The sequence below is a fragment of the Ureibacillus sp. FSL K6-8385 genome (assembly GCF_038593155.1).
Taxonomy (GTDB): domain Bacteria; phylum Bacillota; class Bacilli; order Bacillales_A; family Planococcaceae; genus Ureibacillus; species Ureibacillus terrenus.
In genome coordinates this window covers 2,525,453-2,545,632 of the sequence record NZ_CP151968.1, presented here as the reverse complement: position 1 = coordinate 2,545,632, position 20,180 = coordinate 2,525,453, and the positions used below count along the sequence as shown (strand labels likewise).

Below are 20,180 nucleotides of genomic sequence, written 5' to 3'. Positions count from 1 at the left end.
ACAAAATTTATGAAGAAAAGTGGCTAGTAAATTCAACGTGGATTATATTTTAATTTGAAGTGAAGGAATGAAAGGTTGTCGGAAATGGAAAATAAAGATTTAAAAATTGTGAAGCAGCCAAAATATCAAAAAATTGCCGCTGATATTGCCTCTAAAATTGTTGAAGGCAAATATGCAATTGGTGAAAAAATTTACGCCAGATCTTCCCTGGCCAGCCAGTACGGCGTTTCAGCCGAAACGGCGAGAAGAGCGATCGCTGTTCTCCAGGATCTGGAGATTGTGGAAGCGACAAAGGGAAGTGGTGTTGTAATCAAGTCTTCCGAAAAAGCGGCGAATTTTATTAAACAATTTTTAGATGTCGAGTCCATTCATCAAATTCAGCTGGAAATGTTCAAAAGCATCAATCGGCAAAAAGAAGAGCTGGAAAAGTTGAAAGAGATTACCGAAAGATTAGTCAGCCGTACTGAACGATTCCGTTCAATCAATCCTTTTGTTCCTTTCCATATTGAAATAAAAAGAGTTTCTCCGCACCTATCCAAGACAATTGGCGAAATTAACTTTTGGCACCATACAATGGCAACCATTGTCGGAATTCGCAGGGGAGAAGAATTGATCATTTCCCCTGGCCCCTATGCGACCATCGAAATGGGAGATGTAATCTACTTTATTGGAAATGATGAATGTTTAGAAAGGGTTCAAAAATTTCTATTTCCTAATTAAAAAAAGGCTTACAAAAGCAAATTTAAGCTTTTGTAAGCCTTTTCTATTATTTTTTTGCAGATTTTGAGAGTCGTAATTTGACTAAAGTAACAACTTGTTGTTAGTATTAAGTTGTTACTTTTTTGCTCGTTGGTTTTCAGGGAGGTGATGAACATGGAAAAAATTAAAGTGGAACATGTGACGAAGATATTCGGGAAACATGTGAATGCCGCATTGAAACTTGTAAACCAGAAAAAGAGTAAGACGGAAATATTGAACGAAACCGGTGCAACGATTGGAGTATACGATGCAAATTTCACGGTGAATGAAGGTGAAATTTTTGTCATCATGGGCCTTTCCGGTAGCGGCAAGTCGACATTGATCCGTCTGTTAAACCGGTTGATTGATCCCACAAGCGGTAACATCTACATCGATGGTCAAAATATATCGAAGCTGAATAAAAGAGAATTAAGGAAAATTCGAAGAGAGAAAATGAGCATGGTATTTCAGAATTTCGGTTTATTTCCTCATCGAACGATCTTGCAAAATACGGAATATGGGCTCGAAGTGAAAGGAGTCCCAAAAGAGGAAAGACGATTGAAAGCAGAAAAGGCTTTAGAAAATGCCGGTTTGCTGCCTTATAAAGACCAGTATCCAAGCCAATTATCAGGCGGTATGCAACAGCGGGTCGGTCTTGCAAGAGCCCTTGCAAATGATCCGGACATATTATTGATGGATGAAGCTTTTTCTGCCCTCGATCCCCTCATCCGGAAAGAAATGCAGGATGAATTGTTGGAACTGCAAAGAAAAATGAAAAAGACGATTGTCTTTATTACCCATGATTTGAACGAAGCCCTTCGGATAGGGGATCGCATTGCTTTGATGAAGGATGGACAAATCATTCAAATCGGAACTGGGGAAGAAATATTAACAAATCCGGCAAATGATTATGTTCGAAGCTTCACGGAAGATGTGGATCGTTCAAAAGTGTTGACGGTGGAAAACGCCATGATCCGGCCTGTATCTATCAATATTGAGACGGACGGTCCGAAAGTTGCTTTGCAGCGGATGAGGGAAGAAAAAGTGAGCGTCCTATTGGCTGTCGATAAGCAAAGAAACTTCAAAGGTTATATAACAGCCGGTGATGCCCACGAAGCTTCAAAACGGGGAGAAAGGCATCTTCATGGAATATTGAGAAAAGATATGCTGACCGTTCCGCCAGATACGTTAATCCAAGATGTTTTAAGCCCGATTTCCGATTCGCCGACACCGATTGCTGTGGTGAAAGACGGAAAACTTTTGGGCGTATTAATAAGAGGAGTCGTGATTGAAGCGTTGTCTTCATCGAACGGAAGTGGAGGTGTTGAGGATGAATAAAATGTTAGATGCGATTCCTTCACTCCCGATTGCTGACTGGGTGGAAATGTTGATGGATTGGCTGACGGAAGATTTTGCATCATTGTTCAGCTTTATTCAAAAAGCAGGGAAAAATTCAATGGAATCTTTTACAGATTTATTGTTATATATTCCGCCTATTGTATTCATCTTGATTGTCGCAATCATCGCATTTTTGGCGACAAAAAAGCGGTTTGGTTTAGCCGCATTTTCGATTGTGGGATTGTTGTTTATTTATAATCAGGGACTTTGGAAAGAATTGATGAATACGGTCACTTTGGTAGTATTTTCAAGTGTGATTGCCATCCTGATGGGTATTCCCATCGGCATTTTAATGTCAAAAAGCAGAGTGGCTGACAATATCATTAAGCCGATTCTGGATTTCATGCAAACCATGCCGGGGTTTGTATATTTAATCCCGGCTGTCGCCTTTTTCGGAATTGGTGTGGTTCCTGGGGTATTTGCATCGGTCGTATTTGCATTGCCCCCCACTGTAAGATTTACAAATTTGGGGATTCGCCAAGTACCTAAAGAGCTGGTAGAAGCGGCGGATTCCTATGGAAGCACGGGATGGCAGAAGCTGTTTAAATTAGAACTTCCATTGGCCAAATCGACCATTATGGCAGGAATCAATCAAACGGTACTCCTATCATTATCGATGGTCGTGATTGCGTCAATGATTGGGGCGCCCGGATTGGGCCGCGATGTGTTATCCGCATTGCAAAGGGCTCAAGTCGGAAACGGGTTTGTTGCAGGAATCAGTCTGGTGATTTTTGCCATTATTATTGACCGTTTAACGCAAAGCTTGAATAAAAAGAAATATTGACTATGAAAGGATGATTTTCATGAAAATAAGGAAGCTCATGATATTGGTTTTCGCAATGGGTCTCGGTGTCCTGCTGGCTGCGTGCGGCGGAAATGACGAAGAAGGGTCTTCCAGGAAGGAAGACAAAGCAATCAACTTGGCTTATGTAGAGTGGGATTCGGAAATTGCATCCACCCATGTGATTGGGAAAGTGTTGGAGGATTTAGGTTATGACGTAACACTGACACCGTTGGACAACGCCGTTATGTGGGAAGCGGTTGCCAAAGGGGAAGCTGATGCGTCGGTTGCAGCTTGGCTTCCTGTAACCCATGGTGCTCAATATGAAGAATATAAAGATGATATCGTCGACTTGGGGGAAAATTTGACAGGTGCCAAAATCGGATTAGTGGTGCCATCATATATGGAAGATGTTAATTCGATTGAAGATTTATCAAAACATGCGAATATGCAAATCACTGGTATCGAATCGGGTGCCGGTGTGATGCAGGCAACGGAAAGAGCCCTTCAAGAGTATGCTAATTTAAAGGGCTGGGAACTGGTTCCATCGTCATCAGGTGCGATGGCGGTCGCTTTGGGAGAGGCGATCAAAAAGAATGAAGAGATTATTGTGACTGGATGGACACCTCATTGGAAATTTGCAAAATATGAACTGAAATACTTGGATGATCCAAAAGGGGTATTTGGCGGTGAAGAATCCATTCATACTTTTGTGAGAAAAGGATTGGAGAAAGAAATGCCGGAAGCCTATCAAGTGTTGGATAACTTCTACTGGACAACCAAAGATATGGAATCGGTTATGCTTGATATATCCGATGGCATGTCTCCGGAAGAAGCGGCGAGCAAATGGGTGGAAGAAAATGCGGAAAAAGTTGCCGAATGGACTGCAGGAATTGAATAAAGGTTAGGACTTCAAAAAGAGCGGATGATGAGTCCCGTTCGCCCTTTTTTATGTTTGAAAAGACTAAAAATTTGGGAAAACAGAGTGGTCTACATGAATGTTTGGCTATTAATGCAAGGGATTTTGTATATTATTTATCCGCTTGACTGAAAAATTAGGCAGGCTGTCCGGAAAGATTGCTTTCCGGACAGCCTGTCTTTCATTTTCCGTTTTCATCATACCCAACAACGGTCCAAATGCCCGTTTCATCTTGGCGAATGAGCCTTTTTAAATAAACGGTATGAATATTTGTATCCGGATCATCCACTTCCACAATCGCCACTTCATGATCGCTGTGCAGCAATTTCAAGTTCTCTGATTCAATCGGGTATTCCCCTTCAATGCCGCCCGGCGAAATCTTCAGACTAACGAACACCTGCGCTGTGGCAACCGGATCGAGCCTCCAAGGGGAATGTCCTTTATCAACGCTTTTTTGAGTATTTCTTTCCTCTTCCAAATTATATTGTACTTCCACTTGTGGTGAAATTTCCTTCGCCGATACCGGAAACATGATGTTTTCATATATTCCAACACTTTCTAGTTCAAAGGTCAGCTCCGTTGATTCTAAGTAGGCCGGAATTGCATTGTAATCTATCATCTCCACAGTGAAAACCTCCGTCCTTATCTTGGATGATTTCGAAATTCCTGCGAATGAAACCTGAAAAAACATTTCGACATTGATTCTTGAATTCAGCTTTATTATTTACAAATTAGAAAAAAATATTAATTATACTTGTCAAGAATTGTATGAATTTCTTTGTTCAATTTTTCAATGTTTGCAAATTCAACCGATGAGTGATCCAGTTGATATTTTTCTTTTAGCCGAAGGATCCGGACGACGCTTTTGTCAATATGTTGCTCGGAAATTTCGCCACGTTCGACGGCCGAAATTAATTGATCAATGACAGAAGATATTTTTTCTTCATGATGGGCAATCAAGATGATATCGCTGCCGGCTTTGACAGAGGATATAGCGGCTTTTTCCAAGGAGTATTGGTTCGTAATGGCTTTCATCGTCAGATCATCCGTGATGACAACTCCGTCAAAGCCGAGGTTTTTTCTCAATAAATCGGTGATGACCGTTTTTGACATGGATGCAGGATAATGCTGATCGATTTGAGGCAGTAAAATATGGGCTATCATTACCGCATCCGCGCCGTTTTCTATTGCGTTTTTAAATGGAAGCAATTCCATTTTTTTTAATTCATTCATCGATTTGTTTACTACAGGAAGTGCCAGATGGGAATCGACGGAAGTATCGCCGTGGCCGGGAAAATGCTTAATGACAGAAATAATATTCTCAGCTTGTATGCCTTTCATGATTTGAATGCCCAAATTTGATACTGTTTCAGGGTCGTTGCTGATAGCGCGGTTGCCAATGACCGGATTATTCGGATTGCTGTTCACGTCCAAAACCGGAGCAAAATCCACGTTAAAGCCGAATGTGGATAATTGTTTTCCCAACAGTCTTCCAAAATCGTAGGCGTAAGCGGCATTGTTCTTTAATCCAATCAAATGATTGGATGGCAAAACGGCCACTTCATCCGGGAGCCGATTGATGCTGCCGCCTTCCTGGTCGATACCCAGAAAAAGCGGATATGGATTGCCGCTGTTCAAATTTTTGACTTCATTTAATAATGAAGTAATTTGACGGCTGGATTTTAAGTTTTCTTTAAGAAAGATGATGCCGCCAATTTTTCTTTCGACAACCAATTGTTTGATATGTTCGTTCGTTTGTTCTCCGGAAAAGCCGGCAAAAACCATTTGCCCGATTTTTTCTTCCAATGACATATTGGCCACTGCATTCGCGATTTTTGATGGATTATCTGCTGTAATGACGGAAATATGATGAACTTCAGGATTTGGCGAAGCTGTTGTCGGTTTCTGTAAAATCCATTTGATCAAATAATCATTATTTACGGTGTAATACAGAATGATTTGAGAAATCGTGCCATCTTCATAGTAAGTTTCCTTCTCCGGCTCTCCCAAAGTATCCAGAATATCTTGCAAATGAATAGCGGATAACCGTTCATCATAGGATCGGACATCAAAAACCAGTGGTCCATCAAATCCAAGGGACAAATGATGGGCTGGATAGTAGGCATATTCACCAACGGACGATTTTTCGGTTTTTTCAGGTGAACCCAAAATGTTTTCCACCTCTTCCCATTTCGTATTTCCTGCAATAACCGGGATATGAAACACTTTGCCCTCTTCCGCATTTTTCATAATTTGCCGGATGAGTTCTTCCGCAGTCTGTTCCTCGTTTTGTGATGGCGGGTTTTTAGGCGAATCTCCATCATTTGGGGTTTTATGGCTTCGATTCAAAGTCAACATAACGCCCAAAGCAACAATCACTATCAGTATCAGAACGGCAATGATCAGTTTCTTCATTTATCATTTTCTCCTTTTTTGTCTCTTCATTGAATTGGTTGTATGGACAAAAGAAAAGTAACAATCGACAAGGAAAGAGTGTAAAGAGATTCAATCGACAATATTTCCAAGGAAATATCAATGATTTTCGACATGTATTGAATGTTTTCATGATAACATAGCCAACATATGGGGTGTTTGGTAGAATAATGAGTAATATATAAGGAGGGACGAATATGGCAATTTTGTTTCTTACTATTTTCATTTTGATAGGAATCTTATTCGCCTTTCGTGTGTATACATATGAAAATAGTGAATTTAGGAAAATGACTGGGTATTCTTTATTTAATATTTGGACAAACCCACACATAAAAAATACATATTTATTAGTGCAATCTTTAAAATATTTACAAGGGGAATATAAATTATTATTAAACTTGGCCTTTCCAACATCGGGCGGAAAAAGAAAATTGGATGCCATTGTCATCCATGAATCGGGCATTTACGTCTTCAATATCCAACATAAAAACGGTTGGATTTATGGACGGGAACAGGATGAGCAATGGGCCCAGGCGACTAATAATAAAAATAAACTGATACCATTCGCTAATCCGATTATTGAAACGAAAAAATCGATCCTTGATTTGCAGGATCAAATCGCGAATGAAAAAAGTGATTTGTTCCACTTAGTCATTCTTTTTACGGACAATTGTTCCTTTAAGAAAATCGTTGTAAAATCAAACAATGTTTCAGTCATGAAGATAAATGAAATGAAACATTTTTGGAAAGCCGGAACGGAACAAAAGATGTCGGCACAAGAAATCGATTCGGTTTATCAAACCTTGAAACAATATACCGGCGGCCAAAACACTTCATTTCATATGAATCATGCTACAAATCATTAGAATCAACAAATTGAAAGGACATGGCAATGGAAAAACGCTCAAAACGGCAAAACAGCATTGATTATATGAAAGAAAATGATAGGCTTTTCAGTTGTCCGATTTGCAACGGAGCAATGGAGGTACTGGAACAAGGAGAAGTGGTTTGCGGCAATCGCCATAGCTTTACCATCGCAAAACAGGGGTACGTCAATTTTTTGACGAAGCCGGTCCGTTCCATGTATACGAAAAATTTGTTTGAATCGAGAAAAATGGTGATAGATGCCGGATTATACAATGAATTGCATAATCAGATTGCAAAAGTCATCGGGGATTCCGTTCAAACCATATTGGATACCGGTTGCGGGGAAGGTTCCCACTTGGTGGGAATCTGCGGGCGATTAAACAACAAAGAAGCGGTTGGTGTAGGGATCGATATTGCAAAGGAAGGGATTATGACCGCGGCAAAGTACTATGAAAAGAAAATTTGGTGTGTAGGGGACTTGGCGAGCAGCCCTTTTCGGAAACGGTCCTTTGATGTCATCCTGAATATTTTGTCACCTGCCAATTACTATGAATTTAAACGATTGCTGAAAAGTGATGGGAAAATCATAAAGGTGGTTCCCCAATCGGGATATTTGATGGAATTGCGGAAGCAAATTTTTGTCGACTCCGAAAAAGAAAACTATACCAATGAACGGACCGTCAAACGTTTTTATGAGCAATTCCCTTATGTGCAAAGACAAAGGATTACGTACAAGATGCCGATTGAAAAGGATCTGGTTCCAAGATTAATTGAAATGACGCCATTGGGATGGCATGCGGAAACAAGAGGGATTGATTTAAATGAAGTGACCATCGATCTGGAATTGCTGGTGGGGGAATGTCAACGGTGATTCGATTGAAAGAACAGGACGTTTTTTTTAAAATAGATTAATAAAACTAGATTAAGGGTAGGAATCTGCTGTGTTATATGATATCGGAGCAAAAATAGTGGGGCCGTTTCTGTCATTGAACGGTTCAAGAGCGAAAGAATTCGGCAAAGAAAATATACCGAAGGATGAAGGGTATGTTTTGGCATGTACCCACAACGGATATATTGATATTTTGAATCTGGGCCTTTCCATTTATCCCAGACAAATTCACTTTATGGCAAAGAAACAGCTGTTTGATATAAAAGGTCTGGGATGGTTGATTACGAAGTTGAACGCTTTTCCCGTTGACCGTGACAATCCGGGGCCAAGCGTCATTAAAATCCCGCTTCAATTATTGAAAAAAGGGGAAATTGTTGGTATTTTTCCGAGCGGCACCCGAACGACGAATAATAGCGAATTGAAACAAGGGGCGATCACCATTGCGCAACTTGCAAAAGCGAAAGTCGTTCCGGCGGCTTATATTGGTCCAAAAAATCTGAAAGAAGTGTTTCAACGGAAAAAAGCGTATTTGATTTATGGAAAGCCTTTTACAGTTCCTGCAGGCAAAGAGGCCAGGGAAGAATATACCGCTTTTTTGGAGAAAGAGTTTCAAAGACTAACGGAAGAACTGAAACAAAAAATAGAAATGAAATAGCACTTTCCGTCTTCGGAAGGTGCTTTTTAAAGGGGGTTATGTGATGAAACGTGTGATATTTGTGTGCTTGGGGAATATCTGCCGCTCACCGATGGCTGAAGCGGTGTTCAGGGACATGTTGAAAAAGAGAGGGTTGGAAGGCAAGATAGAAGTGGATTCGGCAGGTACAAGTTCCTGGCATGTCGGTGAACCGCCCCATTACGGCACGGTAAGTAAATTGAGGGAACATAACATTTCCACGGACGGTATCATTGCCCGTCAGTTGAAAAAAGAGGATTTTGAAAAATTTGATTATATTGTCGGTATGGATGAAAGCAATGTAAGGAATATCCGTCGATTGTTAGGTCAGCCCGACCATCCTAAAATATTCCGCTTTTTGGATTTGACAGAACACAAAAAGGATGTTCCGGATCCATATTATACAGGCGATTTCCAAGAAACATATGAATTGGTGACCGATGGATGTGAAGCATTATTGAATAAAATTTTAGAAGATATGGAAATTGGGGACCAAACATTATAAAGGTATTGCGGAGAAAAATCAAGTAGGGATTATTTTCATATTGAAAATCATGTTGTATAATGATACAGGCATATATTTGATTGAAATTCTAAACCGAATTTAGGAAAGAGAGTGAAAATCCAATGGGTCGCAAATGGAACAATATTAAAGATAAGAAGGCTGAAAAAGATAAAAACACCAGCCGGATTTATGCAAAATTCGGAAAGGAAATCTACGTAGCTGCAAAAAAAGGTGATCCAGACCCAGAAACGAACCAGGCATTGAAAGCTGTAATTGAAAGAGCGAAAACTTACAATGTTCCAAAACATATTATTGACCGTGCCATTGAGAAAGCAAAAGGCGCAGGCGGAGAAGATTACGATGAAGTCCGTTACGAAGGATTTGGTGTAGGCGGAACGATGGTCATTGTTGATGCTTTGACGAACAATGTAAACCGTACTGTTTCCGAAGTGCGCGCAGCATTCGGTAAAAACGGGGGGAACATGGGCGTAGCAGGTTCTGTTTCTTATATGTTTGATGCAACTGCGGTATTCGGAATCGAAGGCAAATCGGTGGATGAAGTATTGGAAATATTGTTGGAAGCGGATATAGATGCACGGGATGTATTTGAAGAAGATGGCATTACGATCGTTTATGCAGAGCCGGACCAGTTCCATGCTGCCCAGGAAGCTTTTAAAGCTGCGGGGATTACTGATTTTACGGTAGCGGAATTGACAATGATTCCGCAAACGGAAGTAAAACTGACTGGTGAAGATAAGGCGAAATTTGAAAAAATGATTGATGCACTAGAAGATTTGGAAGACGTGCAACGGGTGTACCACAATGCGGATTTGGGCGATGAGTAAAAAATATAACCAATTATGGTAGCATCATAATTGGCTGCGATATTTTTTGCCTCCCTCGTAAATGGCAAATGGGTTGATGGGGGAGGCAATTGTTATATCTTGGTATTCTTATTGTTTTGGACGTTTAAAAACAAATGTATAAGTGTTTACATATATACTGTCTATTTGGTTTTGATCATTGGTTGTGTTCGTGTATTCCGGAATGATGCTGATTAATTCCCAGCCTTCACCTCCAAATTCATTAAATAGGGTTTCCACATTGATTTCTCCTTCCAAGCTCATTGAACGTGTTTCTACTTTGTATTCCCATTTTGTCATCTTCAACACCTCCTATTGCAGATATTCGACAAACGGAAATGATATCCTTCGCGAAAATATGACAATAATAGTAAAGTCATTGATATCAACCGAATTGTTTGGAGAAAAGGAAAATGTGAAAGTGCTTAAAATTCTTTTTTAATTGCAGCTTCATCGCTTCAATCTTCATTTCAAGAAACGGTTTCTATTTGTGTTGATTTTTGGAACTTTCATCATGTTTTGCCGTATATAAATTATTAATATAATTAAGTAAAGCAATTATGGTGATCGTATAAAAATGGATATTGCCTAAAATGCTTTCAGAAAATCTCCTCTATTATCCGACAATAGGCCGGAGCAGGCTGTATAGGAACGGTTGAGAATTGGTTACAATTGAATAAGGGAGTGAATGGAAGATGACAAAAAAACTGTGGTTTCAAGTGGGGATAGGAATCTTAATTGCTCTATTAATAATTAAATATGTAATAGAAATTCATTGGATTTTTAATCCGATTGTGATCATCATAAAAACCATTTTTGTCCCAGTATTGTTGAGCGGGGTTCTTTTTTACATATCAGAGCCGCTGCAGCGGTGGCTGGAAAAAAAGGGGCTGCCAAGATGGGCGAGCATTTCGGCAATCGTGCTTGCGCTTGCGGGATTAGTGACTGGACTATTGTTCATTATCGGCAATCCGATTGCAGATCAAGTCAACCGTTTAGTGGAAAATGCTCCGACCATTGGCGACAAAATTATGGATGTCAAAGATTTTATTTTGGAAAACAAAGATAATCTGCCTCCCCAAGTTGAGAACTTTATAGATTCTGTGACGAATTCCATCCAGGACATTGTGGTTGTCGGCAGCAAAAGCATTGTCAACTTCGTGAGCGGTACGGTTTCTACAATCTTTACTTTAATCCTGGTGCCGTTTTTTTACATTTTTATGTTGAAGGATCATGAGAAGTTTGCGCCAAATATTTACAAGCTCTTTACCGGAGAACGGCGTACATGGGTGAAAAAGACGTTGGAAGATATCAATGAAGTATTAAAAAACTATGTCCAAGGGCAAGTGCTGGTCAGCCTGATCCTTGCCGCCATGATTTTTATTGGCTATTTGATCATTGGTCTTGAATATTCTCTTTTACTCGCAATCTTTGCTTTTTTCATGAATATGATTCCCTTTATCGGCCCATGGATTTCTTTGGCTCCTGCCATTCTTGTGGCCTTCATACAAGATCCGGTATTGGTAATTTGGGTATGTGTCATTACGCTGGTTGCCCAGCAATTGGAGAGCAATTTAATAACGCCAAACATCATGGGCAAAACTTTGGATATCCATCCATTGACGGTCATCACCATTGTTTTGGCTGCAGGCAACATCGGCGGTTTTGTTGCCATTATTATCGGTATTCCGACTTATGCGGTATTGAAAGTGATCGTAAAAAATATTTATGAAGAAAGGAAGAAAATCAAGGAAACGGCTACAAAAACGGTTTGATTAAAATATGCTTTAAAGATGACCGATATTGTATACTAAGAGGGGACACAGCGATTTATGGAATAAAGAAGGGGAATTAGTATGAGTGGAAAGAAAGCGGCAGTCCTGCTTATAGGAATTATCATTGTAGTGAGCATCCTGGTTGTCATTGCCCTGAGCATCTTTTATGCCGTTTATGAACCTCAGATCAATCAAGGGATTGAAGCGTTTCAAACAATTCCGTCGGGACAAACAATATAAACACGAGCAAAAATGCTCGTGTTTTTTTTAAAAAATTAAATCCAGCAAAAGGTAAATTAAAGCGGCGATGACCGCTGAAATGGGCATTGTAATAATCCAGGTCAAAACGATTTTTCGGGCCACTCCCCATTTTACGCCTTTAACGCGGTGCGCGGCTCCAACTCCCATAATGGATGAGGAAATGACATGAGTTGTTGAAACAGGCAAGTGGATCAGCGTCGCGCCGAAGATGACAGTCGCTGAAGCCAAATCGGCGGCAGCACCGTTGACGGGACGGATTTTCATAATTTTAGTTCCCACTGTTTTAATGATTTTATATCCTCCGATGGATGTACCTAATCCCATTGCAAGGGCGCAGGCAATCCGCACCCATTCCTGCACATCATTATCGTGTTGGATTCCTGCCGCAATCAAGGCCATTGTAATGATCCCCATCGCCTTTTGGGCATCATTCGTGCCATGGGTATAGGCTTGCAATGCAGCAGTGAAAATCTGCATTGTACGGAATCCTTTATTTGTACGGTATAAGTTTAAATTTTTAAAAATCATCTTAAAGATCGACATAAATAGAAAGCCGACTCCAAAAGCGATGAAAGGAGAGAAGATCAGCGCTTCCAAAATCCCGATAAAACCGCTGTAATTGAGGATATTAAATCCCGCCGCTGCGATGGCGGCTCCCGCTATGGAACCGATTAATGTATGAGAAGAGCTGGATGGTATCCCAAAATACCAGGTGAGAAGGTTCCAAATAATGGCGGAAAGAAGCGCTGCCAATATCACCACAGATCCTGTAGTATCATCAGGACTTTGATTCAGGGAGAACGGATCAACGATATCGCTGGCAATCGCTTTTGCGACTCCTACAAAAGAAATTGCTCCCAGGAAGTTCATAAAGGCCGCCAGCAGTACAGCGACGCGGGGAGGCAGCGCCCGGGTTGAAACGGATGTAGCAATCGCATTTGCTGTATCATGAAATCCGTTGATGAAATCGAAAGCCAGCGCAAAAATGACGATTAATATTGTAATGATTAAGATGGTATCCATATCCTATTCTACGCTCCGTTTTTAAGCATTTCTCATAATGATTGTTTCGAGTGTATTTGCTACGTCCTGGCAATGGTCCGCGATATCTTCCAATAAATCGTAAATATCTTTATATTTAATCAAACGGATTGGATCTTTTTCGTTCAAAAATAGCTGTTTAATGGTAGAACGTGAAATTTCATCACATTCGCGCTCATAGTCTTTAATTAAGATGATGTGGTTTCTCATGGAAGGCAAATCTTTTTTATTGAGCAAGTCGATGGCTGACACAATTTCATCTGCACTTCTTGTTATGTATTTTAGAAATGCGCGCATCGAATCATCCAATTCTGTAATGGAAAACATTTCAAAGTGTGCAAAACATTGTTCGATTCCATCCAAGACATCGTCCATTTTAATGGCTAAAGCCAAAATATCTTCCCTTTCAATAGGTGTCATGAAGGATTTGTTTAACATGACGATAAGTTCATGGATTAAATTGTCTCCATCGGTTTCATACTTCTTTACTTTAATACTTAATTCTTTTACGTCTGCTAATGAATTGATTTTAAAGTCGTTGGCAAAATGAATGGCTTCCCGCATGTTTTCCGCAATCTTGTGCAATGAGACGAAAAATGGATCCGATTTTCTTGAATTGAACATGATAGTAAAGCCCCCTGCTATACGTTAGTTTAATCAAACCTTTTTTATGATAACAAAAAATTTTTAAAAACTATAGAACGGAGGTGATGAAAATAACAAAATTTACATTCCTGTAATATTAATTTGTTAACAATTTTTCAGAAACATTAAAAAAGAAAAAGCATATTAATTTGGCTGATGCCATATTAATATGCTTTTAAATTTTATTATGGTTTTCCTAATGGTAAGTATTCTTTTAATTCATTTTGCAAAAAGGGCTGAGCCGACAAAAATTCAACGAAGGCTTTGTATTGTTCAATCTCTTTTACGCCCGGTTTTCTGCCCGTGTAATAGGCCCGGATCAAAATGTTCTTTGGTGTATGTTCCATATCGATGAACTCCATTAATTGAACATCATAACCGGCCAATTTTAAAATTTCTGCGCGAATGGAATCGGTCGCGAGAGCGGCAAAACGTTCTTTAATAATTCCGTGCTGGGTCATGATTTCCAGCGCAGGGGCATGCAGTTGGCGATTTAATTCATGCTGACAGCATGGCACGCTTAAAATCACTTTTGCCCCCCATTTGACCGCACGTGCCAGCGCCATGTCAGTGGCTACATCACAGGCATGCAATGTGACGACCATATCCACGGATTTTTCATCATTATAATCGCTGATATCCCCGACAAGAAATTCCAAATTGTCATATTCTAGATCTTTTGCAATTTTGTTGCACTCTTCAATCACTTCTTTTTTCAAATCCAGCCCTGTCACTTTTATATCCAGGCCTTTTTCGATTTTTAAATAATGGTACAAAGCAAAGGTCAGGTAGGACTTTCCTGAACCGAAATCGATAATCCGGATTTGCTCATTTTTCGGCAAATACTCAAGAGAATCGTCGATGAATTCAAGGAAACGGTTAATTTGCCGGAATTTATCGTATTTTTGTTTTTTAATTTTTCCTTCAGGGGTTTGTACTCCAAGCCGTACCAAAAATGGATAAGTCCCGGATTCATCCAATATATAGTTCTTTTTTCGGTTGTGGGATAAGGATACTTCCTTTAAAGTATTTGTTTTTTCTTCTTTCCAAAAAACTTTATTTTTTTTCGTTAATTGAACTTGGATTGTGCGATCTGTAAATTGTCCATGAAATTGCCTGAAATGCAGAAATAACTCTTCAAGATTTGGGTAAAAATTCTCAAGCGGGATGTTGTGATGCTTTAATACCCGTTCATATTGATATTCCAATTGAATATGGTATTGCCCTTTTATTTCGACCGGCTTCAATTTTACCCTTTTTAATTCAGCGGATTTTTTTCTTGGTTGGCTGATGGTTGCGGAAACCAGCTTTTTTTGACTGATTAGTTCATATAATTGCTGTTTCATTTCCTGAAATTCCATAGAATCGACCTTCTTTTTTATATTTAGGATAATCGTTAATAGTGTAACACATAATACCTATATATAAGACTGTTGAAAACCCTGCTGAAGTTTGATGTGTTTACCGAATATTATTAGAAAAAGGAATTTTCAAAACAAATTATATTCAAGGAATATATTCCTGTGGTAAAGTTAAGATAGTAGGAATTCTGGATTTTGTCCGGTTTCTGCTGTTTTACGTTATAGTCCTGTTGTAATAGGTGAAAAGGAGGAAAAATATGCAAGATTTCCATTATCAACTGTTAGCAATTATATTGTACATGGTTGCAATGTTGTTAATCGGCTGGTATTCGTTTTTGAGAACCAGCAACTTAAAGGAATTTATGTTGGGAGGGCGTGGATTAGGTCCCATAACGACCGCATTAAGTGCCGGGGCCGCTGATATGTCCGGGTGGCTCTTAATGGGATTGCCGGGCGCCATTTATGCCGCCGGTTTAGTGGAAGCATGGATCGCCATCGGATTAACGGTCGGCCAATACTTGAACTATATTTTAGTCGCACCGCGTTTGCGCGTTTATACGCATGTTTCCAAAGATTCCATTACGATTCCGAGCTTTTTGGATAACCGTCTGAGAGACAATACAAAATTGTTGCGGATCGCTTCAGGAGTTGTCATTCTTGTCTTCTTTACGTTTTACGTGTCCTCCGGCATGGTATCGGGGGGGAAGTTTTTCCAAAGTTCCTTCGGGCTTGATTACCATTTAGGTATGCTGATTGTTGCAGGGGTAGTGGTTTTATACACGTTATTCGGAGGATTTTTAGCGGTAAGTTATACAGACGTTGTGCAAGGGACGATTATGTTCCTGGCATTGATCTTGGTGCCGCTTGTTGGGGTTTTTGTTACAGGCGGATTGGGTGAAACGGCGAATTCCATCACCGCTGTAAATATGGAGCATTTGGAATTGCTTCCATCCACAGCAGCTGCCGCGGGGATTATTTCCTCAGTCGCATGGGGACTTGGTTATTTTGGACAACCCCATATTATCGTCCGGTTTATGGCCATTAATACGGTTAAAGAAATGAAAAATGCCCGCCGAATCGGAATCGGATGGATGATTTTAAGCCTTGTTGGAGCGATTTGTACGGCGCTTGTCGGAGTCGCATACTTCCAACAGAACGGTTTGACGCTTAATGACCCTGAAACGATCTTCATTGAAATGGGGAAAATCCTATTCCATCCATTTGTTGCCGGAATTTTGCTTGCAGCCATCTTGGCGGCTATTATGAGTACGATTTCATCCCAGCTGATTGTTACTTCTTCTGCGTTGATCGAAGATATATACAGAGTGCTGTTTAAAAAGGATGCTTCCGATAAGCACTATGTGACGGCAGGACGTTTGGCCGTTCTGGTAGTATCAATCGTAGCCATCCTATTGGCTTGGAATCCAAATAACACCATCTTGGATCTAGTCGCTTTTGCGTGGGCCGGATTCGGTTCTTCCTTTGGTCCGATCATCATCCTTGCGTTATATTGGAGAAAACTTACAAATATTGGGGCATTCAGCGGGATGGTTGTCGGAGCGATTGTTGCATTTATTTGGGGTCAATCCGATGCGCTTTCAGGAATGATTTATGAAATGGTTCCGGGATTCTTCTCCAACTTAATTGTTGCGGTAATTGTCAGCTTATTGACATATAAGCCAAACAAGGAAATCGAGGAAGAATTTGACCGGACATTGGAAATATTAAAAAGTGAAAAAGAATCATAAAATGTATTTGGAAGGGTCCACAATCGAAGGTGGGCCCTTTTTTTTTGGAAATGGTATACTTTACTATAACCAGGAAGACCCATGTTTGGAGGGAAGAATATGGCTCGTTTAAAAGAAGTGGAAACGGTGAAAGAAAAGGCGATATTGGTAGGTGTCAATATAAACGATCCCAACTTCGAATATTCCATGGAAGAATTGGCGAATCTCGCGGAAGCTTTGGATGTGGAAGTGCTGGGTCAAGTGACGCAAAATCTGGAGCGCATCAATCCATCACATTATGTCGGGAAAGGGAAAGTGTCCGAAATCAAAAATTTTATGGAAGAAACAGGCGGAAATCTCGTCATTTTTAATGATGAACTCTCGCCGTCCCAAATCCGCAACTTGGAAAGGGAGCTGGATTGCAAAGTCATTGACCGGACAACTTTGATATTAGATATTTTTGATCGCCGGGCGAAAACGAAAGAGGCAAAACTGCAAGTGGAGCTTGCACAGCTGCAATACATGTTGCCGAGACTTGTGGGGCTCTATTCTTCTCTTTCGAGACAAGCCGGTGCAACGGGCGGGAGCCTTCGAAACAGGGGGCTTGGTGAAACAAAATTAGAGCTGGATCGGCGCAAAATCGAAGATCAAATTTCAAGATTGCGGAAGGAACTTGAACAAATCGAAGAGCAACGGGAAACCCAAAGAAAGAAAAGAAGAAAAAATGAAATTCCGGTAGTATCCCTTGTCGGATATACCAACGCAGGAAAATCGACAATCATGAACAAATTGATTGCAAGATACGGACATGCGGAAAAAGAAGTATTGGAAAAGGATATGCTGTTTGCCACGCTGGATACCTCTGTGCGAAAAATCGAATTGCCGGATAAGAAACAGTTTTTGCTTACGGATACGGTCGGATTTGTCAGCAAACTGCCCCATCAATTGGTCAAAGCTTTCCGCTCGACATTGGAGGAAGCGAGAGAAGCGGATTTATTACTGCATGTGGTGGATGTTTCGCATCGTGAATATCCGTTTATGATGGACGTAACTACCCGGACGTTAAAAGAAATTGGGGTTGAAAATGTTCCAACCATTTATGTTTATAATAAATGCGATTTGGCCAATGTTCCTTATCCACGGGTTTATGGAGACGACCTCTGGATTTCGGCAAAGGAAGGGAAAGGCCTGGATGAATTGATTGAATGCATTCGTAAACATATTTTCTCTGATTATCATCTTTGTGAGATGTTTGTTCCATTCCGCAGGGGGGATATAGTGTCTTATTTAAATGAAAATGCCACGGTAATTTCATCGGAGTATGAAGAAGAAGGCACAAGATTGAAAGTGGAATTGAAGGAAGCGGATTTTAAAAGGTTCGAGGAATTTGTGGTAAAAAAATAAGGAAAAGATCGGGGAAAATCGTTCCCCGCTTTTTTATGCAATCAATGAAAAACCAAGTTTTAATTATTTTAATATAACATATTAAAGGGTTGGCGATAATTAATTACAGAAGAAACGGTCTGAAATTTAGGAAAATAATAAATAAATTAAAAATTTTAACATTTATTTTTTATATTGATAAAATTTAGAATTTTATTTATAACTATTAACTGTAATTGTGCGGAAGTGACAAATTTTTCAGAAAAAAGAAAATACATCTTTAAGAAAGTAGGTATGCTGATGTTATCAAAAGAAGAGATATTGAAATCTGTTCCCCGGAAAGGTTTTTTTGGACATCCTAAAGGTCTGTTTACGCTGTTCTTTACGGAGTTCTGGGAACGTTTTTCGTATTATGGCATGCGTGCGATTTTAATCTTTTATATGTACTATGAGCTGCATGAAGGCGGTTTAGGTCTCGAGCGGGGCACTGCAAACTCCATTATGGCCATCTATGGTTCTTTGGTGTATATGTCCGGCATTGTCGGAGGATGGGTTTCCGACCGCATCTGGGGTCCCCGCAAGACAATGTTTTACGGCGGGATACTGATAATGATAGGGCATATTATTTTAGCCCTGCCCCTTGCATTAACAGGTCTTCTTTTATCAATGGCGTTTATTATTATCGGCACAGGTTTGTTAAAAACGAATGTATCTTCCATTGTCGGAGAGATTTATGATGAAAATGATAACCGCAGGGATTCCGGTTTCAGTATTTTCTACATGGGAATCAATATGGGTGCGTTTTTGGCGCCGTTCATTGTTGGTACAATCGGAGAAACTTACAGCTTCCATTTAGGCTTCGGCTTGGCGGCTGTCGGAATGTTTATCGGTTTAACCATTTATACAATCACGCAAAAGAAAAACCTTGGATTGGCAGGAACCCAAGTGCCAAATCCATTGAACAAAGCAGAAAAGAAAAAGGCGATGCTGAATTTTGCGATCATTATTGTACTGGTGGCGATTGTATTAGGCGGATTATATGCGGCCGGCAATTTGACAATGGGCGTATTCAGCACGATCATCACAACGCTCGGAGTATTAATTCCTACTGCATTTTTCATTTTAATGTATAGAAGTCCGAAAACGACAAAAGATGAAAAATCCAGAGTATTGGCATATATTCCATTATTCATCGCAGCGGTGATGTTCTGGGCCATCCAGGAACAGGGAGCAACCATATTGGCGACTTATGCAGATACAAGAACCGATTTGAATGTCGGGGAATTTGAATTAAAAGCTTCCTGGTTCCAGTCCTTGAACCCGTTGTTTATTATCATGTTTGCACCTGTATTTGCGTGGTTATGGATGAGGCTTGGACAACGGCAGCCTTCAACGCCGCTCAAGTTTTCCTTGGCACTGTTTTTCGCGGGCGCATCCTTTTTGGTGATGATGATTCCTTCAAAACTTTCCGGCGGTACAGAATTAGTGAGCCCATTATGGCTGGTATTGTCATTCTTTTTGGTCGTAATCGGGGAACTGATGCTTTCGCCTGTCGGACTATCGGCGACGACTAAACTTGCCCCGCAAGCTTTCGCTTCCCAGACAATGGCTCTTTGGTTTCTTACAAGCGCAGCGGCGCAGGCCATTAACGCACAGTTGGTAAGATTATATGAAGCGGTTACGGAGTTTGCGTATTTTGGCATGCTTGGCGGACTATCGATGGTTCTTGGTTTAATCATATTATTGTTAACTCCTATAATTACTAAAGCAATGAAGGGAGTTAAATAAGAAAAAACGTCTCAATTGTAAGGGTTCAGGCAAATGATGCAACATAATTCGCAGAGCCGGTGGAGAAATGTTTCCATCGGCTTTTTTGTTTGAAAAAGCCTTATTTTTAGATGATTTTCATTTTCAATTGATT

Annotated in this window: 20 protein-coding genes; 14 read left to right on the top strand and 6 right to left on the bottom strand. The window is 40.2% G+C overall.

Going from position 1 to position 20,180, the window contains the following annotated elements; translation table 11 throughout:
• The first annotated feature begins 84 nt into the window (after positions 1 to 84).
• The 4 genes from NST62_RS12635 (at position 85) to NST62_RS12620 (ending at position 3,818) form a co-directional block, all read left to right on the top strand.
• A complete protein-coding gene (locus tag NST62_RS12635) occupies positions 85 to 720 on the top strand; it encodes a TrkA C-terminal domain-containing protein (RefSeq protein WP_141602615.1) in 636 nt (211 codons plus the stop codon).
• A gap of 153 nt (positions 721 to 873) precedes the next feature.
• Positions 874 to 2,076, top strand: a complete 1,203-nt coding sequence (locus tag NST62_RS12630) for a glycine betaine/L-proline ABC transporter ATP-binding protein (RefSeq protein ID WP_328220018.1) — start codon at positions 874 to 876, stop codon at positions 2,074 to 2,076.
• Positions 2,069 to 2,920 (top strand): proline/glycine betaine ABC transporter permease, encoded by an 852-nt coding sequence (locus NST62_RS12625; protein ID WP_141602617.1) that lies wholly within the window; start codon positions 2,069 to 2,071, stop codon positions 2,918 to 2,920. Before NST62_RS12630 ends, NST62_RS12625 begins: the two co-directional genes overlap by 8 nt.
• A 19-nt stretch (positions 2,921 to 2,939) precedes the next feature.
• Complete coding sequence (locus NST62_RS12620) at positions 2,940 to 3,818, top strand: glycine betaine ABC transporter substrate-binding protein (RefSeq protein WP_141602618.1); 879 nt, start codon at positions 2,940 to 2,942, stop codon at positions 3,816 to 3,818.
• A 199-nt stretch (positions 3,819 to 4,017) separates the two neighbouring features.
• Here NST62_RS12620 and NST62_RS12615 read toward each other — a convergent pair whose 3' ends face one another.
• Both NST62_RS12615 and nagZ read right to left on the bottom strand, forming a co-directional pair.
• Positions 4,018 to 4,461 carry a hypothetical protein gene (locus tag NST62_RS12615; RefSeq protein WP_141602619.1) on the bottom strand — a complete coding sequence of 148 codons (444 nt, stop codon included), beginning with the start codon at positions 4,459 to 4,461 and terminating at the stop codon, positions 4,018 to 4,020.
• 119 nt (positions 4,462 to 4,580) lie between these two features.
• Positions 4,581 to 6,251 carry a beta-N-acetylhexosaminidase gene (gene nagZ, locus NST62_RS12610; protein WP_342462947.1) on the bottom strand — a complete coding sequence of 557 codons (1,671 nt, stop codon included), beginning with the start codon at positions 6,249 to 6,251 and terminating at the stop codon, positions 4,581 to 4,583.
• 215 nt (positions 6,252 to 6,466) lie between these two features.
• Between nagZ and NST62_RS12605 the strand changes: the two genes are divergently transcribed.
• The 5 genes from NST62_RS12605 to NST62_RS12585 all read left to right on the top strand — a co-directional run bounded on the left by NST62_RS12605 (position 6,467) and on the right by NST62_RS12585 (position 10,048).
• Positions 6,467 to 7,135 (top strand): nuclease-related domain-containing protein, encoded by a 669-nt coding sequence (locus NST62_RS12605; RefSeq protein WP_342462946.1) that lies wholly within the window; start codon positions 6,467 to 6,469, stop codon positions 7,133 to 7,135.
• Between the two features lie 26 nt (positions 7,136 to 7,161).
• Positions 7,162 to 8,007: a putative RNA methyltransferase gene (locus NST62_RS12600; RefSeq protein WP_342462945.1), complete on the top strand. Its 846-nt coding sequence runs from the start codon at positions 7,162 to 7,164 to the stop codon at positions 8,005 to 8,007.
• Positions 8,008 to 8,104: 97 nt separating this feature from the next.
• Complete coding sequence (locus NST62_RS12595) at positions 8,105 to 8,680, top strand: 1-acyl-sn-glycerol-3-phosphate acyltransferase (RefSeq protein ID WP_342462944.1); 576 nt, start codon at positions 8,105 to 8,107, stop codon at positions 8,678 to 8,680.
• 43 nt (positions 8,681 to 8,723) lie between these two features.
• Positions 8,724 to 9,203 (top strand): low molecular weight protein-tyrosine-phosphatase, encoded by a 480-nt coding sequence (locus NST62_RS12590; RefSeq protein WP_342462943.1) that lies wholly within the window; start codon positions 8,724 to 8,726, stop codon positions 9,201 to 9,203.
• Positions 9,204 to 9,325: 122 nt separating this feature from the next.
• Complete coding sequence (locus NST62_RS12585) at positions 9,326 to 10,048, top strand: YebC/PmpR family DNA-binding transcriptional regulator (protein ID WP_141602623.1); 723 nt, start codon at positions 9,326 to 9,328, stop codon at positions 10,046 to 10,048.
• 108 nt (positions 10,049 to 10,156) lie between these two features.
• Here the strand turns inward: NST62_RS12585 and NST62_RS12580 are convergent, their stop codons facing one another.
• Positions 10,157 to 10,366, bottom strand: coding sequence for a DUF4177 domain-containing protein (locus NST62_RS12580; RefSeq protein WP_328220020.1), 210 nt, complete (start codon positions 10,364 to 10,366; stop codon positions 10,157 to 10,159).
• 395 nt (positions 10,367 to 10,761) lie between these two features.
• Here NST62_RS12580 and NST62_RS12575 point away from each other — a divergent pair, with 395 nt between their 5' ends.
• Entirely contained in the window at positions 10,762 to 11,841 is a 1,080-nt protein-coding gene (locus NST62_RS12575; RefSeq protein ID WP_141602624.1) for an AI-2E family transporter, read from the top strand.
• An 81-nt stretch (positions 11,842 to 11,922) separates the two neighbouring features.
• Positions 11,923 to 12,081, top strand: a complete 159-nt coding sequence (locus tag NST62_RS12570) for a hypothetical protein (protein WP_181733264.1) — start codon at positions 11,923 to 11,925, stop codon at positions 12,079 to 12,081.
• A gap of 27 nt (positions 12,082 to 12,108) precedes the next feature.
• Here the strand turns inward: NST62_RS12570 and NST62_RS12565 are convergent, their stop codons facing one another.
• From NST62_RS12565 to NST62_RS12555, 3 genes are all read right to left on the bottom strand, one after another.
• Positions 12,109 to 13,125 carry an inorganic phosphate transporter gene (locus NST62_RS12565; RefSeq protein WP_342462942.1) on the bottom strand — a complete coding sequence of 339 codons (1,017 nt, stop codon included), beginning with the start codon at positions 13,123 to 13,125 and terminating at the stop codon, positions 12,109 to 12,111.
• 21 nt (positions 13,126 to 13,146) lie between these two features.
• Positions 13,147 to 13,767: a DUF47 domain-containing protein gene (locus NST62_RS12560; protein WP_141602626.1), complete on the bottom strand. Its 621-nt coding sequence runs from the start codon at positions 13,765 to 13,767 to the stop codon at positions 13,147 to 13,149.
• Between the two features lie 206 nt (positions 13,768 to 13,973).
• Complete coding sequence (locus NST62_RS12555; RefSeq protein WP_141602627.1) at positions 13,974 to 15,149, bottom strand: SAM-dependent methyltransferase; 1,176 nt, start codon at positions 15,147 to 15,149, stop codon at positions 13,974 to 13,976.
• Positions 15,150 to 15,406: 257 nt separating this feature from the next.
• On the opposite strand from NST62_RS12555, the gene putP reads away from it, so the two are divergent.
• The 3 genes from putP to NST62_RS12540 all read left to right on the top strand — a co-directional run bounded on the left by putP (position 15,407) and on the right by NST62_RS12540 (position 20,047).
• Positions 15,407 to 16,897 (top strand): sodium/proline symporter PutP, encoded by a 1,491-nt coding sequence (gene putP / locus NST62_RS12550; RefSeq protein WP_328215990.1) that lies wholly within the window; start codon positions 15,407 to 15,409, stop codon positions 16,895 to 16,897.
• 99 nt (positions 16,898 to 16,996) lie between these two features.
• Positions 16,997 to 18,280, top strand: a complete 1,284-nt coding sequence (gene hflX, locus NST62_RS12545; RefSeq protein WP_141602629.1) for a GTPase HflX — start codon at positions 16,997 to 16,999, stop codon at positions 18,278 to 18,280.
• 273 nt (positions 18,281 to 18,553) lie between these two features.
• Positions 18,554 to 20,047, top strand: a complete 1,494-nt coding sequence (locus NST62_RS12540; RefSeq protein ID WP_181733265.1) for a peptide MFS transporter — start codon at positions 18,554 to 18,556, stop codon at positions 20,045 to 20,047.
• Positions 20,048 to 20,180 lie beyond the last annotated feature (133 nt).

Coding starts and splice junctions, on each gene's coding strand:
- NST62_RS12635 (WP_141602615.1), top strand. CDS start 85: ATGGAAAATAAAGATTTAAAAATTGTGAAGCAGCCAAAATATCAAAAA.
- NST62_RS12630 (WP_328220018.1), top strand. CDS start 874: ATGGAAAAAATTAAAGTGGAACATGTGACGAAGATATTCGGGAAACAT.
- NST62_RS12625 (WP_141602617.1), top strand. CDS start 2,069: ATGAATAAAATGTTAGATGCGATTCCTTCACTCCCGATTGCTGACTGG.
- NST62_RS12620 (WP_141602618.1), top strand. CDS start 2,940: ATGAAAATAAGGAAGCTCATGATATTGGTTTTCGCAATGGGTCTCGGT.
- nagZ (WP_342462947.1), bottom strand. CDS start 6,251: ATGAAGAAACTGATCATTGCCGTTCTGATACTGATAGTGATTGTTGCT.
- NST62_RS12605 (WP_342462946.1), top strand. CDS start 6,467: ATGGCAATTTTGTTTCTTACTATTTTCATTTTGATAGGAATCTTATTC.
- NST62_RS12600 (WP_342462945.1), top strand. CDS start 7,162: ATGGAAAAACGCTCAAAACGGCAAAACAGCATTGATTATATGAAAGAA.
- NST62_RS12590 (WP_342462943.1), top strand. CDS start 8,724: ATGAAACGTGTGATATTTGTGTGCTTGGGGAATATCTGCCGCTCACCG.
- NST62_RS12585 (WP_141602623.1), top strand. CDS start 9,326: ATGGGTCGCAAATGGAACAATATTAAAGATAAGAAGGCTGAAAAAGAT.
- NST62_RS12580 (WP_328220020.1), bottom strand. CDS start 10,366: ATGACAAAATGGGAATACAAAGTAGAAACACGTTCAATGAGCTTGGAA.
- NST62_RS12575 (WP_141602624.1), top strand. CDS start 10,762: ATGACAAAAAAACTGTGGTTTCAAGTGGGGATAGGAATCTTAATTGCT.
- NST62_RS12570 (WP_181733264.1), top strand. CDS start 11,923: ATGAGTGGAAAGAAAGCGGCAGTCCTGCTTATAGGAATTATCATTGTA.
- NST62_RS12565 (WP_342462942.1), bottom strand. CDS start 13,125: ATGGATACCATCTTAATCATTACAATATTAATCGTCATTTTTGCGCTG.
- NST62_RS12560 (WP_141602626.1), bottom strand. CDS start 13,767: ATGTTCAATTCAAGAAAATCGGATCCATTTTTCGTCTCATTGCACAAG.
- NST62_RS12555 (WP_141602627.1), bottom strand. CDS start 15,149: ATGGAATTTCAGGAAATGAAACAGCAATTATATGAACTAATCAGTCAA.
- putP (WP_328215990.1), top strand. CDS start 15,407: ATGCAAGATTTCCATTATCAACTGTTAGCAATTATATTGTACATGGTT.
- hflX (WP_141602629.1), top strand. CDS start 16,997: ATGGCTCGTTTAAAAGAAGTGGAAACGGTGAAAGAAAAGGCGATATTG.
- NST62_RS12540 (WP_181733265.1), top strand. CDS start 18,554: ATGCTGATGTTATCAAAAGAAGAGATATTGAAATCTGTTCCCCGGAAA.